Below are 15,739 nucleotides of genomic sequence, written 5' to 3'. Positions count from 1 at the left end.
GATTCAGAACTCGTTCTGGATGTGCTTGTAACCCAGCACCAGCGCATTGTTCGTGCGCGCGACGTCCTCTGAGAAGTCGCTCGCGTCGGCCGTCACCTGCGGCATGGCGGCGAGGTCGGTTTCCGGCCCGATGCGCTCCGTCGACCGCACGTAGAAGCCGGGCGGCAGGTGGCACCCGTCGACGACCGCGTTGTAGCGCACCACGCAGCCGTCGTCGATCGTGCAGTTGAACAGCACGCTGTTGAACCCGACGAACACGCCGTCGCCGACCTTGCACGGCCCGTGGACGATCGCGCGATGCGCGATCGACGTGTGCCGGCCGATCGTCACGCTCGCGCCGGACTTCGAATGGATCACGACGCCGTCCTGGATGTTCGAATGCGCGCCGATCACGATCGGCGCGATCTGGCCGTCGGCATCCGTTTCGTCGGCGCGGATCACCGCGTACGGGCCGATGAACACGTTCTCCTCGACGATCACGAGCCCGCACAGGATGGCGGTCGGGTCGACGAACGCGTTCGGATGAATCTGCGGCAGGTCGCCGCGCGGGTTCTTTCTGATCATCAGGATTCCTTCTTTGACAGGAGACGGCCGCGCTTGAGCCGGTCGAACAGGCCCGGGTCGCGCCACTGCGCGGCGATGGCCGGTGCGAACGCGATCGCGTCGAGATCGATGCGGCCCATGCGCGGATTGAATGCGTCGTCGCGGAAACACTGCGCGTAGCCGGTCTCGGTCTCGTGAACGATGACCGAATGCAGCCGCACGTCGGCTTCGCCGTTCGACATGTGCGTGCACGACAGCGCGGCATCGACGAGCCGGAACAGCACGCGCGAGAACTGCTCGGCGCTCGGCGACACGGGCAGCACCACCCAGCGTTCAGAATGCCGGCGCATGCTTTCGACGTAGCGCGGATCGTCGTCCGACCACAGCGTTACGGCATGGTCGAACGCATCGATCAGGTCGCGCACGTCGCCCTTGAGCAGCCCGAAGTCGTAGATCATCTGCCCGTGGTCGAGCGCGTGCGCTTCGAGCAGCAGCTCGACGCGGTAAGAATGGCCGTGGATCGAATGCGAGCAGCGCCGCGTGCTGCAGCCGCGCACGACGTGCGCATTCTCGAACCGGAACAGCTTGCGGATCAGCATGCGCCGGCGCCTTCGCGAACCGGTGCGGCCCAGGCCACCGCATCGTGCGGATGCAGGCTTTCCAGATGGCGCACGCGAACACGCGGGTTCGCATGGCGATCTTCCAGCGCGGCCTGCACGCGGCGCGCGGCATCCTCGACGAACATCAGGTTCCCGCCGTTCAGCACCGCGAATGCCTGCTCGTCCGCACGCTTGACGGCCGTCTGCACCGGCGTGCCGAGCGCCCGCTCGACGCGATCGATCAGGTCGATCAGCCCCAGCGCCGCGCCATCGGCCGGCAGCGCCACGCTGACGACGGCTTCGCTGCGCTGGCTGTGCGGCGTGGCCGCCGTCGCATGCTGCTTCAGCCACGCGGCCACTGCCGCCGGCTCCACGCGATCCTCGCGGCCGAACGCCGCCAGGAACGCCTGTTCGACCCAGTGCCGCGACAGCGCGGCCGAACACGGGCACGTCGACGAATAGGCAACCGTCACCTGCGCGCGCAGTTCGAACGCCTCGCCCGCCAGCGTTGCGTCGATCCGCACCGGATAAGCCTTCCACCCGGCCAGCCCCTCGGTCACCAGTGCCGTGCGGCGGGCCAGCAGATCGAAGCGCAGCCGCACGCGCGCGCTGCGCGTATCGCAGTCGCGGTGGCTGTCGACCATCGCGCGCAGCATGCGCTGCATGCCGGCCGGCGACAGCGCTTCGCCATCGGCGAGCCAGTCGAGCAGCCAGTAGAGCCGCGACATGTGGATGCCTTTCACCTGCGGCGCAGGCAGATCGACCTGTACGTCGGCACGCGCATGCACGTCGCGCCGGCAGCCGGGTTCGGCCACCGTAACGGGCAGGTCGATGCCCTGCATGCCGACCCACTCGAGCGGGCGGCGGCCCGGCGCGACATCGGTCAGGGAAATATCGGGAAGCGCTGCATTCATGCTCGAAATCCGGTGGAGCGCCTTCTCCATCCGGGTCGATGCAGGAAGCGCGCGTTCAGGTCAGGGCCAGTCGCGAAACGGGCTGTCCCACGTGGTCCAGTGCTCGGGGCCGGTCGCCATCTCGGCGTCGGTCAGCAGACACGCGTCGAAACGCGCGCGCAACGCGGGCTCGTCCATGTCCATGCCGATCAGCACGAGCTCCTGCCGTGCGTCGCCGACACGCTCGTCCCAGCGGGCGCGGATCTGCGCGACGGCTTCCGCGTCCTGCGGCCAGCGCTCGGGCGGCACGGCCGCCCACCAGTGGCCGGCCGGCCCGTGCCGCGCGACCGCGCCGGCCTGCGACCACGACCCGGCGATGGTCGGATGCGTGGCCAGCCAGAAGAACCCCTTCGAGCGGACGACGCCCGGCCATTCGCTTTCGACGAGATCGAAGAAGCGCTGCGGATGGAACGGCCGACGCGCGCGATAGACGAAGCTGCGGATTCCGTATTCGTCGGTCTCCGGCGTGTGCGTGCCGCGCATCTCCTGCAGCCAGCCCGGTGCGCGCGACGCCTCGTCGAAATCGAACAGGCCGGTGTCGAGCACGCGCTCGAGCGGCACCTTGCCGAATTCGGCGATCTCGATCCGCGCACGCGGGTTCAGCCCGCGCAGCAGCGCGACCAGACGTTCGCGCGCGCCGGTGTCGATCAGGTCGATCTTGTTGATCACGATCACGTCGCAGAATTCGATCTGGTCGATCAGCAGGTCGACGACCGTGCGCGCGTCCTCGTCGCCCATCGATTCGCCGCGCGATTGCAAGCTGTCGCGCGATGCGTAGTCGCGCAGGAAGTTGAACGCGTCGACCACCGTCACCATCGTATCGAGCCGCGCGACTTCGCCGAGACTGCGGCCGTCCTCGCCCTCGAACGTGAACGTCTCGGCCACCGGCAGCGGTTCCGAAATGCCGGTCGACTCGATCACGAGCTGGTCGAAGCGCCCTTCGCGCGCAAGCCGGTCGACCTCGATCAGCAGATCCTCGCGCAACGTGCAACAGATGCAGCCGTTGCTCATCTCGACCAGCTTCTCGTCGGTGCGCGACAGCCCCGCGCCGCCGTCGCGCACGAGCGCGGCATCGATGTTGACCTCGGACATGTCGTTGACGATGACCGCGACGCGTCGGCCCTCGCGATTGTTGAGGATGTGGTTGAGCAGCGTCGTCTTGCCGGCGCCGAGGAAGCCGGACAGGACGGTCACGGGAAGCCGCGTGGACGGATGCAGTGCGGTACTCATCGGGCGATTCCGGTAGAGGACGTTGAGGAGAGAATGATATATTGTATCGCAACGATATAACATATCATTTCAGACGTCCAGCAGTCCGGTTGGGCGACGTGCGATTCACGATCCCCGCCGTACCGGTTCGACGCGAGTCGAAAACGGCAGCGGCACCACGCATGTCATGCCGATTGAAAGGTGTGCTTGATAAGCTCGGCGGCGAGACCGCTGGCTGCCCACACACACCATGAAAAAGAAAATCCTTGCTGCTTTGTCACTTTGCGCCATGCTGCCCGGCATCGCGCTCGCCCAGTCGATCGCAGCGCCGGCGCTGAAGCCGGGCGATACCTGGACCTACGTCAATACCGTCGAGATCGGCCCGAACGGCTGGCGCCAGACGCGCGACGAGATTACCGTGCAACGCACGACGCCCGGGCACATCTACGTCGAGTCCCGGCAAAGCGGCGCAACGCAGGCGCCGCACGAAATGATCGTCGATGCGGACTGGAGCCGTGCGCGCAGCGTCAACGGCACCGAAACCGTCGTGAACCGCCCGCTGGCGTTTCCGCTGACGGTCGGCAAGACCTGGACGATCCAGTACAGCGAGTCGCACCCGAATCCGCAGCACGCGTCCGAGGCGTACGACACGCACTACAAGGTCGTCGGCCCCGAGACCGTCACCGTCGCGGGCGGCAAGTTCGACGCGATCAAGATCGAGGCCGAAGGCACGTGGAAGGCACAAACCGCGCCGGGGCAGTCGATCTCGTCCGGCGTATCCCGCAACGCGGGCGGTTCGACGATCGTGATGCAAAGCCACAACAACGGGACGGCGGAAGGAACCGGCAAGACCTACAAGGCGTTCTGGTACGTGCCGGCGGTCGGCCGCTGGGTCAAGTCGGTCGAGGAGTACTACGACACGAACGGTGTGCGGACGGCACGCTATTCGAACGAACTCGCGTCGTACAAGCGCGCCGGAACGGACAGCGGCTCGCCGTTGGCCGCCGGGCCTGCGCCCGCTACCGCTGCCGTCGCGCCGGACGGCCCGCCGCCCGGCGATCAATGACGGAGCGCGTGCCCGCTTACGTATAGAGCGACGCGGGCGGCAACTCGCCGGTCAGCGCAAACCGGCCGACATCGCGCAGCCGGTAGTCGAGCGGATCGTGCAGCGTATGCGTGCGCGCATTCCGCCAGAAGCGGTCGAGGCCGAGCGACGCGGCCGTCGCACGCGCACCGCACGCGTCGAACAGCGCCTCGCCGTTGTCGAGCGCCGCGCGCTGCGCGACGATCTTCGCTTCCGATACCGCGAGCGCCACCTCGGCGCGCGCGTCGGCCGTCAGCGCATCCTGCAGCACCCATGCGTGCTGCAACGCATCGGCCGCGCGATCGGCCAGCGCCGCCGCCGCAACCGCGCGCACACGCATGTCGCCGAAGCGCTGCAGCGTGTACGGATCGTCCGCCGCCTGCGCGACGTCGGCGTGAATCCACGGGCGGCCATGCTGCCGCACGTAATCGCGCGCCTCGGCCAGCGCGCCTTCCGCCAGCCCGACGAACAGGTTCGTCAGCACGAGCTGCGACACGAGCGTGCGCAGCGTCGCGCGCGGCGTCGGCGGCGCCTCGGAACGATGCAGCACCTCATCCGCCGCAAGCGTCACGCCGTCGAAGCGCACGCTGCCGCTGTCGGTCTGGCGCTGGCCGACCGGATCCCAGTCGTCGTTGACCGTGATCCCCGGACGATCGGTCGGCACGACGCCGAACACGGTGCGGCCGGTGGCCGGATCGTGCGCGGACACCGTCATGCGCTGCGACCCGCGCGTGCCGGAACAGAAGCCCTTCACGCCGTCGAGCCGGTAGCCGCCGTCGGGCGTCGCCGTGGCCACGAGCCGTGTATCGAGCGGATTGACCGCATTGCCCCACCACCAGCGTTCGTCGACGGTGCCGCGCAGGTAGCGCTCGCGCTGCGCGGCGCTGCCCCATACGTCGACGCTCACCACCTGCAGGCACTGGAACCCGACGAGATGCGCGAGCGCGCTGTCGACGCGCGCGACCTGCCGGATCGCATCGTAGATCGCGGGCCACGCCGCTTCCTGCCCGCCGAACGCGCGCGGCACCGCGAGCGTCAGCAGGCCCGCATCGGCGAGCCACTGTTTTTCCTGCGCCGCGTGGCCGCCCGCGCGGTCGCGCGCGGCGGCAGTCACGCGCAGCGCGTCGATCGCGCGGGCCAGCGCGTCGCGGTCGATGGCCGGCGTATCGGTATCCCGCGCGAAGGTCGCCGGGCCGCGTGGATCGTTCATGCGACGGCTTCCTGTTCGACGGGTTCGCCCGACAACGGCACGAGTGCGCCGAGGCTGCGGCCGGTCAGCCGCGACAGGATCTCGCGCCGCCAGTCGTCGTAGATCGCACGGTATTCGGCGATATCCGCGCCGAACACGTGCGCGGTGTGCGCGTACTCGTCGTGCAGATATCCGTCGAGCCGCGCCTGCGTTTCCTCGTCGGCCGCGATCACGCGATCGATCAGCGCGTCGCGCCCGGCGGCCGGCAGGGCCTTCAGCGTGTCGAACCACCACTGGACGATCTGCACGCGATGCCATTCCTCGTCCGGCCGGATCCGGTTCTCGCCGTGCTCGCGCATCGCGCTGTCGCCGATACGGCCGGTCTTGCGCTGGATCCACAGCTTCGCGAGGATGTGCAGCTCGTAATGCCATTCGAACGCCAGAAAGCCCGCGACGTCACGCACCGCGATATCGCCGATGCGCGCCCAGTGTGCGGCGACGAGCCGGTCGACTTCCGGCAGCGGATCGCGCCCCGTCAGTTCGGTCACGCGTTCGCGGCCGATCACCGCATGCGCGCCGTCGTCGCCGAGCTGGCGCGACAGGATCAGCTGGAAATGCGGATCGTCGCGGAACAGCGTGTCGATCGCCTTCGCGACGACCTGCACGATGAACAGGTCGTGCGACGCCATCTTCTTGTAGTAGTCGGCGACGGCGGCCCGCTCGTCGTCATTGCGCGGCTCGCGCGGCGGTGTCGCGAGCTTGGCCGGAAAGTCCGGACGGTGGCGTCGCGCCACGTCGAGAAACAGCGCTTCCTCGAATGCTCCGTTCCATTCGCGCGGCGCGCCGATAGGCAAGGTCATCAGTTTTGTTCTCTCAGGATCATGAATGAAGCGAGCGGACGCTCGTGGCGTCGCTCAGGTACGCCGGGTCACGCGTCGGACCAGGCGGTCGCCCGTGATTTGCACGGCCGAGACGAGCGCGATCAGGATCACGATCACCGTCGCCATGACGGTCGTGTCGAAACGCTGATAGCCGTAGCGGATCGCGAGATCGCCGAGCCCGCCCGCGCCGACGGCGCCCGCCATCGCGGTCGAGCCGATCAGCGCGACGACGGTGATCGTGAAGCCGCCGAGCATGCCGGGCAGCGCTTCCGGCAGCAGCACATGCCACACGATGTGGCGGCGCTTCGCGCCCATCGCGAGCGCGGCCTCGATCAGCCCGCGATCGACTTCGCGCAGGCTCACTTCGGCGATCCGCGCAAAGAACGGAATCGCGGCGATCGACAGCGGCACGACGGCCGCCCACACGCCGATCGTCGTGCCGATCAGCACGCGCGTGAACGGCAGCAGCGCGACCAGCAGGATGATGAACGGCGTCGAGCGGAACACGTTGACGAGCGCACCGAGCACCGCGTTCACGCCGCGCCGCGCGTAGATGCCGCCGGGCGCGGTGGTCACGAGGATCACCGCGAGCGGGATGCCGATCAACGCCGCGATCACGGCCGAGGCGGCGACCATCGACAGCGTGTCGCGGATCGCGTCAAGCAGTTCGGGCCACCAGAGGTCAAACATAGCCGAGCACCTCCGCATGATTCGCATGGCGGCGCGCGCGTTCGAGCAGCGTGGCAACCGCATCGCGCGCATGCCGGGCAACCCCGTCGTCCGCACCGGGCGCGGCCGCGATCACGAGCCGTCCCTGCGCATGCCCCTGGATGCGCTCGATCCCGCCGTGCAGGAACCGCACGGAGCCGCCGAGCGCCGCAGCCAGCGCGCCGACATCCGGCTCGCCGCCGCTCTCGCCCGTGTAGCGGACGTCGAGCACCACCTGCGCGCCAGCGGGCAGCTCGGCCTGCTCGGGCAGCGGCTGCACGCGCGCCGCCAGCTCGGCCGGCAGGTCGTGCTGCAGCGTACTGAGCAGCGCACGCGTCGCGCCGTGGCGCGGATCGCCGAACACGCGCCACACGGGGCCCGTTTCGACGACTTCGCCCTGCTCGATCACCGCGACCGTGTCGCACACCGCACGGATCACTTCCATCTCGTGCGTGATCAGCACGATCGTCAGCCCGAGGCGGCGGTTGATGTCGGCGAGCAGCGCGAGGATCGATTGCGTCGTCTCGGGATCGAGCGCCGACGTCGCCTCGTCGCACAGCAGCACCTCGGGATCGTGCACGAGCGCACGGGCAATGCCGACCCGCTGCTTCTGCCCGCCCGACAGGCTCGCCGGATACGCGTCGCGCTTCGCGGCGAGCCCGACGAGGTCGAGCAGCGCCTCGACCTTGCGTACGCGCTCGGCCTTCGGCACGCCGGCGATCTTCAGCGGCAGCGCGACGTTCTCGAATACGGTCTTCGCGGACAGCAGGTTGAAATGCTGGAACACCATCCCGGTGCGGCGCCGCAGCGCGACGAGCCCGTCCTCGTCGAGCGCGCCGACGTCGACGCCCTGCACGCGCACGCGGCCCGAACTCGGCCGCTCCAGCCCGTTCACGAGCCGCAGCAGCGTCGACTTGCCCGCCCCGCTGCGGCCGATGATCCCGAACACCTCGCCGCGCCGCACGTCGAGCGTCACGTCGCGCAGCGCTGCAGCGTGGCCACGCGGCGACGCGAATACCTTGCCGACCTGCTCCAGCGACACGGCTGCGCCGCTGGCGGCCGACACGCCCGCTTCTTCATGGGCCGCTGCAGCGGCACCGGCCCGCACGGCCGACGGCTCGATGAAACCCAGCGTATCGAACAATTGCGTCATCGCTTCGCTCCGTCACGTTCAGGCATGCGCGGGATGCGCGGGTTCGGACACGGCGGCCGGCCGGTGCTGCGCGCCGGTGTGCCACGCGGGCAGGCGCGGCCCCGCGCCGAACAGCTTCTCGCGCAGCGTCGGCGCGGGGTCGTAGTCTTCCTTGTAGACACCGCGGTTCTGCAGCTCGGGCACGACCCAGTCGACGAAATCCTCGAACGACTCGGGCATCACGGTGCGCGTCAGGTTGAAGCCGTCGATGCCGGTCTCGTCGATCCACGACTGCAGTTCGTCCGCGACCTGCGACGGCGAGCCGACGATCGGCGCATAGCGGCCGCCGAGCGACATCTGTTCGAGCATCCGGCGCACGGTCCAGGTGCCGGTCGTGCTCTTGCGCGAGATCGCGTCGACGGCCGACTGGATCGAATCGGTCTTCACGTACGAAATCGGCTCGTCGAGGCCGTATTTCGCGAAGTCGATGCCGGTCGAGCTCGCGAAATGCGCGAGACCGGCCTCCGGGCTCGCGTAGCGCCGGTACTCGTCGAATTTCTCGCGCGCAAGCCGCTCCGTTTCTGCCGTCACGACGCTCACGCCCGCGAAGATCCTGATCGATGCCGGGTCGCGGCCCTGCCGGGCGGCGGCCGCGCGGATGTCGAGCGTCGCCGCGCGTGCGGCCGCCTTGCTCTGCCCGTTCACGAACACGCATTCGGCGTGACGGCCCGCGAATTCGACACCGCGCGCGGACGAACCGGCCTGGTACAGCACCGGCGTGCGCTGCAGCGACGGTTCGCTGAGGTGGATCGCGTCGATCGAATAGAACGGCCCGTCGTGCTTCACGCGCCGCACCTTGCCGGGCTGCGCGAACACGCGCGCCTGCGCATCGCGGATCACCGCGTCGTCGTCCCAGCTCTGTTCCCACAGCTTGTAGACGACGTCCATGTAGTCGTCCGCTCGCTCGTAGCGGTCGTCGTGGCCGATCTGCTGCGCGAGTCCCATGCCGCGCGCGGCGCTGTCGAGATAACCGGTGACGATGTTCCAGCCCACCCGCCCCTTCGTCAGGTGATCGAGCGTCGACATGCGGCGCGCGAACAGGTAAGGCGGCTCGTAGGTCAGGTTCGCGGTCACGCCGAAGCCGAGGTGCCGCGTGACCTGCGCCATCGCGGGCACGAGCAGCAGCGGATCGTTGACGGGCACCTGCACCGATTCGCGCAGCGCGGCATCGGGGCCGCCGCCGAACACGTCGTACACGCCGACGATGTCCGCGAGAAAGATCCCGTCGAACTTGCCGCGTTCGAGCGTCTTCGCGAGATCGGCCCAGTAGTCGAGATCGGTGTAATGCGCGGAGCGGTCGCGCGGATGCGTCCACAGCCCGTGGTTGATGTGCCCGACGCAGTTCATGTTGAACGCGTTGAGCAGGATCTTCTTGCGGTTCGCCGTCGTCATGCTCGCCTCCGTCACCATGCGATCGCGTACAGCGAGCCGAACGCGTTGTCGAGCGCACGGCGCACGGCCGGCGAATGCTGGTAGATCGCGATGAACTTGCGGATGCGCGGATCGTTCGCGCTCTCGGGGCGCACGACCCACTGGATCGCGAAGCTCTTGTTCTCGGTGCCGTCGAACAGCAGCGCGCTGTTCGGGTCGGTCGTGCCGGCGAGCTTGATGAAGCTCGGGTAGCCCTGCGCGAGATCGACGTCGTCGAGCGAACGCGCGAGCTGCGACGCCTCGAGCGGGATGATCTTCAGGTGCTTCGGGTTGGCGACGATGTCGTGCGTGGTCGCACGATAGTCGGTGCCCGGCTTCAGCGTGATGAGCCCCGCGCGCTGCAGCAGCAACAGCCCTCGCCCGCCGTTCACCGGATCGTTCGCGATCGCGACGCGCGCGCCGTCCTTCAGCTCGGCGAAGCTTTTCACCTTCTTCGAATAGAGGCCGATCTTCATGATCGTGCCGGGCGCGATCGAGATGAAGTTGTAGCCGCCCTGCTTCTTCGCGTTCTCGAGAAACGGGATGTGCTGGAAGTAGTTGACGTCGATGTCCTTGTTCGCGAGCGCCGCGTTCGGCGTATTCCAGTCGGTGAACTCGATGATCTTCACGTCGAGCCCCTGCTCTTTCGCCTCCTTGGCGGCGATCTTCAGCGCCTCGATCTGCGGGCTGGTAGAGATGCCGACCTTCAGCGGCGCGGTATCGGCGCGCGCGCCGTTCAGCAGCGCAACGCCGAGCAGCGCAGCCATCAGCAGGCGGGCCGCACGGCCGACGGAAAAGCGGGCGGAAAAAACGGGATGCAGCATGAAACCACTCTCCTGTCCAAAGACGGTATCGACGGATGAGCGACGCCGCGGCGAGCGCGCGGGCGCTCTCCGGACAGTCGTCATCGCATCGGAAAAGGATCAGCCGATGATAGAGAGCGGCAGCGGGACGGTCTACGAAGCGATTGTGCGAAGAAAATCGCGCGCGGCGATATGGCAGGCGGCCGGGCGGGATCGGGGGCCGGACCGGGTGCGCGGCCGGCCATCCGGCTGAAATCCCGGCCTGGGCGCCGGGCGAATTCCGAAATCTCGGCCAGCCGGTCGGTCAACCCTTTCGGCAGACGAAACAAACTCCTTAAGAATCAATACCTTAAAAATATTCCGGCAGGCCGGATTTCTGGCACGGGGGTTGCGTAATAGACGGCACACAATGCCGCGAAGCGATGCAGGCATTCCAACATCAGGAGACACGTCTTGCAGACCTCTATCCAAACTCCGTCCCATCCCGAGCCGATTGCCGAAGCCGGTCCCGCCACGCGCGAACGCTTCTGGCCGGAAGGCTGGTGGAAGCTGATGGAAATCCGCATCGGCATCATCCCGCTGCCGGTCTACGTGATCCTGTTCGGGCTGATCGTCGGCTTCGCGGTGACGGGCAAGGTGCCCGGCGAGATCTCGATGGCAATCGCCGTGCTCGCATTCTTCGGCTTCACCTGCGCCGAACTCGGCAAGCGCCTGCCGCTCCTGCGCAACATCGGCGCGGCCGCGATCTTCGCGACCTTCGTGCCGTCGGCGCTCACGTACTACCACGTGCTGCCGAAGCCGGTGCTGAACCTGACGGTCGACTTCACGAAGTCGACCAACTTCCTGTACCTGTTCATCGCGTCGATCATCGTCGGCAGCATCCTGAGCATGGATCGCCGCGTGCTGATCCAGGGCTTCGTGAAGATCTTCATCCCGCTCGCGGCCGGCTCGATCGCCGCGGCGATCGTCGGCACGGCCGTCGGCACCGCGCTCGGCCTCGGCGCGCGCCACACGCTGCTGTACATCGTCGTGCCGATCATGGCAGGCGGCGTCGGCGAAGGCGCGATTCCGCTGTCGATCGGCTATTCGGAACTGATGCACCTGCCGCAGGGCGAGATGTTCGCGATGGTGCTGCCGCCGGTGATGCTCGGCAGCCTGACCGCGATCATCCTGTCGGGCGCGCTCGACATGCTCGGCAAGCGCCTGCCGCACCTGACCGGCAACGGCCGCCTGCAGGTCGGCGAAAGCGGCGACATGGTGCCGGAAAACGAAGAGATCCGCGGCCACGTCGACGTCACGCACATCGCAGCTGCCGGCATCACGGCCATCACGCTGTACCTGGTCGGCCTGATGGCGCACAAGCTGTTCGGCCTGCCCGCACCGGTCGCGATGCTGTTCCTCGCGGTGCTGGTGAAGCTCGCGCGCGCGGTGTCGCCGCCGCTGCAGGAAGGCGCATTCGTCGTCTACAAGTTCTTCTCGACCGCCGTCACGTATCCGCTGCTGTTCGCGATCGGCGTCGCGATGACGCCGTGGGACAAGCTGACCGCCGCCTTCACGGTCGTCAACGTGATCACGATCGTGTCGACCGTCGCGACGCTGATGGGCACCGGTTTCGTGGTCGGCCGCCTGCTGAAGATGTACCCTATCGACACCGCAATCGTGAACGCCTGCCACAGCGGGCAAGGCGGCACCGGCGACGTCGCGATCCTGACCGCCGCGAACCGGATGCAGCTGATGCCGTTCGCGCAGATCGCGACGCGGATCGGCGGCGCGATCGTCGTCACGGTGACGCTGATCCTGGTCGCGCACTTCGGGTAATGCGCGGCCGCGCGCACCGTCGCGCAGGCTGCTTCGCACGCGCCGCCGCCGGCCTTGCCGGCGCGCGGCGCGCGTCGTTCCGGCGGGACGGTAGCGGGTTTCGATGAGGGCGAACGTGCAGAAGAGTTTCAAGGGAATCCCGTGGTGGGGCTGGGCGTCGGCCGCCGTGCTGTATGTCGGCGTGGCCGGTGCGGCCGTCGATTTCGCATGGGAACGCGCGATCGACGCGCTCGAGGAAACCGGCGCGCACCGGCTCGACCTGTACGCATCGAGCCTGAAGAGCGAGCTCGGCCGCTTCGAGATCCTGCCCGGCCTCGTCGCGCGGCAGGACGGTGTGCGCGCGATGCTGCAAGCCGCGCCGCACGACGCGCCCGCACTCGTGCACTCGGTGAACACCTACCTCGAGGCAGTGAACCGCGACGCGGGCAGCGGCGCAGTCGACGTGATCGACCTGCAGGGCGAGGTGATCGCCGCCAGCAACTGGAACGACACGATCAGCTTCGTCGGCACCAACGTGTCCTACCGGCCGTACTTCAAGGACGCGCTCGCACGCGGCAGCGGCCGCTTCTTCGGGATCGGCACCAACACCGGCGTGCCGGGCGTCTACTTCGCGAGCGCCGTGCGCGACGACGGCGTGCCGATCGGCGTGGCCGCCGTGAAGATCAGCGTCGATCCGCTCGAATCGGCATGGCGCGCGCCGGGCGTCGCCGCGATGGTCGTCGACAGCAACGGCGTGGTCGTGATCTCGACCGAACCCGCCTGGAAATTCACCGCGCTGCGCCCGATCACCGCGCAGCAGCAGCGCGACATCCAGGCATCGCGGCAATACGCGGGGCGCACCGTCGATGCGCTGCCGTACCACCGCATCGGCGATCGCAGCTCGGCTGCATGGTTCGGCACCTTCCCCGATCCGCGCCGCACCGGCCGCACCACGCGTTATCTCGTGATGTCGCGCCCCGCGCCGCAGGCGGGCGATTCACTGATGGTGCTGCTCGACATCGCGGGCGCACGGCGCCAGCAGCAGACGGCGTTCGTGTTCGTCACCGGTGCGTTCCTGATCGCCGCGCTGCTGGCCGGCTACGCGATCCAGCGCCGCCGGGCGATCGTCGCGCGGCTGAATGCGCAGGACGCGCTGCGCCGCGCGAACGACCGGCTCGAGCTGACGGTCGCGCAGCGCACGGCCGCGCTGACGGCCGCGAACGAAAGGATGCAGCGCGAGATCGTCGAGCGCGAGCGCACCGAGCAGCGGCTGCGCGCGTCGCAGCAGGAAGTCGTGCACGCGGGCAAGCTCGCGGTGCTCGGGCAGATGGCCGCCGGCCTGACGCATGAACTGAACCAGCCGCTCGTCGCGATCCGCACGCTGTGCGACAACGCCCGCACGTTCTTCGAGCGCGGCCAGCCGGCACCCGCGTATGCCAATCTCGAACGGATCGGCAAGCTGGTCGACAGCATGGCCGTGCTCACCGGCGAGCTGAAGACCTTCGCGCGCAAGCCCGACGTCGAGCGCGTCGCGGTGTCGCTGACCGAGGCCGTCGCGCACGCGCGGCTCATCTACGACGCGCGGATCCGCGACGAGGGCGTGCAGCTCGACGTGAACATCGCACCGGGCACGACGGTGTCGGCCGAATCGAGCCAGTTGCAGCAGGTGATCGTGAACCTGCTCGGCAACGCGCTCGACGCGGTGCACGAAGCGCCGGTGCGCCGCATCGTCATCGACGCGGCCGGGCCGGACGAAGCCGGCCGTGTGCGCTTCACGGTGGCCGACAGCGGCGCCGGCATCGCGCCCGACGTGCTGCCGCACCTGTTCGAGCCGTTCGTCACGACCAAGCCGCGCGGCCAGGGCCTCGGGCTCGGCCTCGCGATCACGTCGCGCATCGTCGAGGCGTTCGGCGCGAAAATCGCCGCGACGAACCGCGACGAAGGCGGCGCGCAGTTCAGTATCGAATTCGCGGCGGCGACGCCGCAACAAAGGACAGAGCATGGAAGATGAGATTCGGGTGCTGGTCGTCGAGGACGATGAAAACGTCCGGATCGGCGTCGAGCAGGCCGTCGCGCTCGCCGGTTTCCCGGTCGACGCGTTCGCGTCGGCCGCCGACGCGCTGACGCACGTCGCACCCGGCGCGCCGGTGGTGATCGTGTCTGACGTGCGGATGCCGGGCATCGACGGGCTGCAGCTGCTCGATCGCGTGATGGCCATCGACGCGCAGATCCCGGTCGTGCTGATCAGCGGCCACGCGGATATCTCGACGGCCGTCGGCGCGATGCGGGTCGGCGCGTACGACTTCATCGAGAAGCCGTTTTCGTCGGACGTGATCGCCGGCCGCGTCGCGCGCGCGGTCGAGAAACGCCGCCTGACGCTCGAGGTGCAGGGGCTGCGTGCGGCACTGAACAACTGGCAGGGCATCGAGGCGTTCGTACTCGGCAAATCGCCTGCGATGGCCGACGTGCGCAAGAAGATCCTGCGCCTGGCCGATACGTCGGTGTCTGTCCTGATCTCCGGCGAAACGGGCACCGGCAAGGAGCTGATCGCACGCAGCCTGCACGACTTCGGCGGCCGGCGCGACGCGCATTTCGTCGCGTTGAACTGCGGCGGCCTGCCCGAGCAGGTCTTCGAAAGCGAACTGTTCGGCCATGAAGCCGGCGCGTTCACCGGTGCGATCAAGAAGCGCATCGGCAAGATCGAATGGGCGGACGGCGGCACGCTGTTCCTCGACGAGATCGAGACGATGCCGGTTTCGCTGCAGATCAAGATGCTGCGCGTGCTGCAGGAGCGCGTGGTGGAACGCCTCGGTGCGAACGACCTGATTCCGGTCGACTGCCGCGTGGTGGCCGCATCGAAGGCCGATCTCGCGGAACTCGCGTCCGACGGGCGCTTCCGTGCGGACCTGCTGTATCGCCTCAACGTCGCGCAGATCGAACTGCCGCCGCTGCGCGAGCGGCGCGAGGACGTGCCGCTGCTGTTCGAGCATTTCGTGCTCGCGGCCGCGCGACGCTTCGGGCAGCCGGCACCGGTCGTCACGGCTGCGCAGGTGTCCGAACTGATGACACATGCGTGGCCCGGCAACGTGCGCGAACTGCAGAACGTGGCCGACCGCTTCGTGCTCGGGCTGACCGGCGACAGCCTGCTGTCGTCCGGCGATGCGCCGGCCGTGGGCGACACGCTCGCGGAACAGCTCGCGTATTTCGAACGGATGCTGATCGAGGACATGCTGCAACGTCACAACGGCAACGTGGCGGACGCCAGCGTCGCGCTCGGCATGCCGAAGAAGACGCTCTATCACAAGCTGCGCAACCTCCGGATTCCGGCGCGCGGCGACGCGGCGGCCGACGGCGGCGAATGACGCGAACGA

The 15,739-nt window shown here is 68.3% G+C and carries 14 protein-coding genes; 4 read left to right on the top strand and 10 right to left on the bottom strand.

Translation table 11 applies throughout. The features are described 5' to 3' along the window. Window positions 1-3: 3 nt before the first annotated feature. From AC5LXK_RS18335 to zigA, 4 genes are read right to left on the bottom strand one after another with little or no spacing between them, the layout of a single operon-like run. Window positions 4-564 carry a gamma carbonic anhydrase family protein gene (locus AC5LXK_RS18335; RefSeq protein ID WP_493392899.1) on the bottom strand — a complete coding sequence of 187 codons (561 nt, stop codon included), beginning with the start codon at window positions 562-564 and terminating at the stop codon, window positions 4-6. Beyond that, a complete protein-coding gene (locus AC5LXK_RS18330; RefSeq protein ID WP_493392898.1) occupies window positions 564-1,142 on the bottom strand; it encodes a 6-pyruvoyl trahydropterin synthase family protein in 579 nt (192 codons plus the stop codon). The genes AC5LXK_RS18335 and AC5LXK_RS18330 overlap by 1 nt, the downstream gene beginning before the upstream one ends. Beyond that, window positions 1,136-2,056, bottom strand: coding sequence for a GTP cyclohydrolase FolE2 (gene folE2 / locus AC5LXK_RS18325; protein WP_493392897.1), 921 nt, complete (start codon window positions 2,054-2,056; stop codon window positions 1,136-1,138). The genes AC5LXK_RS18330 and folE2 overlap by 7 nt, the downstream gene beginning before the upstream one ends. 60 nt (window positions 2,057-2,116) lie before the next feature. Next, entirely contained in the window at window positions 2,117-3,325 is a 1,209-nt protein-coding gene (gene zigA, locus AC5LXK_RS18320) for a zinc metallochaperone GTPase ZigA (protein WP_493392896.1), read from the bottom strand. A 229-nt stretch (window positions 3,326-3,554) separates the two neighbouring features. On the opposite strand from zigA, the gene AC5LXK_RS18315 reads away from it, so the two are divergent. Beyond that, entirely contained in the window at window positions 3,555-4,370 is an 816-nt protein-coding gene (locus AC5LXK_RS18315) for a hypothetical protein (RefSeq protein WP_493392895.1), read from the top strand. A gap of 16 nt (window positions 4,371-4,386) precedes the next feature. Here AC5LXK_RS18315 and AC5LXK_RS18310 read toward each other — a convergent pair whose 3' ends face one another. The 6 genes from AC5LXK_RS18310 to AC5LXK_RS18285 are packed head-to-tail and all read right to left on the bottom strand — an operon-like array spanning window position 4,387 to window position 10,592. Further along, window positions 4,387-5,598, bottom strand: a complete 1,212-nt coding sequence (locus tag AC5LXK_RS18310; RefSeq protein ID WP_493392894.1) for an acyl-CoA dehydrogenase family protein — start codon at window positions 5,596-5,598, stop codon at window positions 4,387-4,389. Beyond that, entirely contained in the window at window positions 5,595-6,437 is an 843-nt protein-coding gene (locus AC5LXK_RS18305) for a hypothetical protein (RefSeq protein WP_493392893.1), read from the bottom strand. Before AC5LXK_RS18305 ends, AC5LXK_RS18310 begins: the two co-directional genes overlap by 4 nt. 54 nt (window positions 6,438-6,491) lie before the next feature. Beyond that, a complete protein-coding gene (locus AC5LXK_RS18300; RefSeq protein WP_493392892.1) occupies window positions 6,492-7,148 on the bottom strand; it encodes a methionine ABC transporter permease in 657 nt (218 codons plus the stop codon). Further along, window positions 7,141-8,319, bottom strand: a complete 1,179-nt coding sequence (locus AC5LXK_RS18295) for a methionine ABC transporter ATP-binding protein (protein WP_493392891.1) — start codon at window positions 8,317-8,319, stop codon at window positions 7,141-7,143. Before AC5LXK_RS18295 ends, AC5LXK_RS18300 begins: the two co-directional genes overlap by 8 nt. 18 nt (window positions 8,320-8,337) lie before the next feature. Further along, window positions 8,338-9,750, bottom strand: coding sequence for an LLM class flavin-dependent oxidoreductase (locus AC5LXK_RS18290; RefSeq protein WP_493392890.1), 1,413 nt, complete (start codon window positions 9,748-9,750; stop codon window positions 8,338-8,340). Between the two features lie 11 nt (window positions 9,751-9,761). Next, window positions 9,762-10,592, bottom strand: a complete 831-nt coding sequence (locus AC5LXK_RS18285) for a MetQ/NlpA family ABC transporter substrate-binding protein (RefSeq protein ID WP_493392889.1) — start codon at window positions 10,590-10,592, stop codon at window positions 9,762-9,764. Window positions 10,593-11,024: 432 nt separating this feature from the next. Here AC5LXK_RS18285 and AC5LXK_RS18280 point away from each other — a divergent pair, with 432 nt between their 5' ends. From AC5LXK_RS18280 to AC5LXK_RS18270, 3 genes are all read left to right on the top strand, one after another. Further along, window positions 11,025-12,389: a 2-hydroxycarboxylate transporter family protein gene (locus tag AC5LXK_RS18280; RefSeq protein ID WP_493392888.1), complete on the top strand. Its 1,365-nt coding sequence runs from the start codon at window positions 11,025-11,027 to the stop codon at window positions 12,387-12,389. A 103-nt stretch (window positions 12,390-12,492) separates the two neighbouring features. Further along, on the top strand, window positions 12,493-14,379 hold the full coding sequence (locus tag AC5LXK_RS18275) for a sensor histidine kinase (RefSeq protein ID WP_493392887.1): 1,887 nt from the start codon (window positions 12,493-12,495) through the stop codon (window positions 14,377-14,379). Then, complete coding sequence (locus AC5LXK_RS18270; RefSeq protein WP_493392886.1) at window positions 14,369-15,730, top strand: sigma-54-dependent transcriptional regulator; 1,362 nt, start codon at window positions 14,369-14,371, stop codon at window positions 15,728-15,730. The genes AC5LXK_RS18275 and AC5LXK_RS18270 overlap by 11 nt, the downstream gene beginning before the upstream one ends. Window positions 15,731-15,739: the final 9 nt, after the last annotated feature.

The organism is Burkholderia pulmonis (genome assembly GCF_984667975.1).
This window is presented reverse-complemented; position numbering and strand designations above follow the sequence as displayed.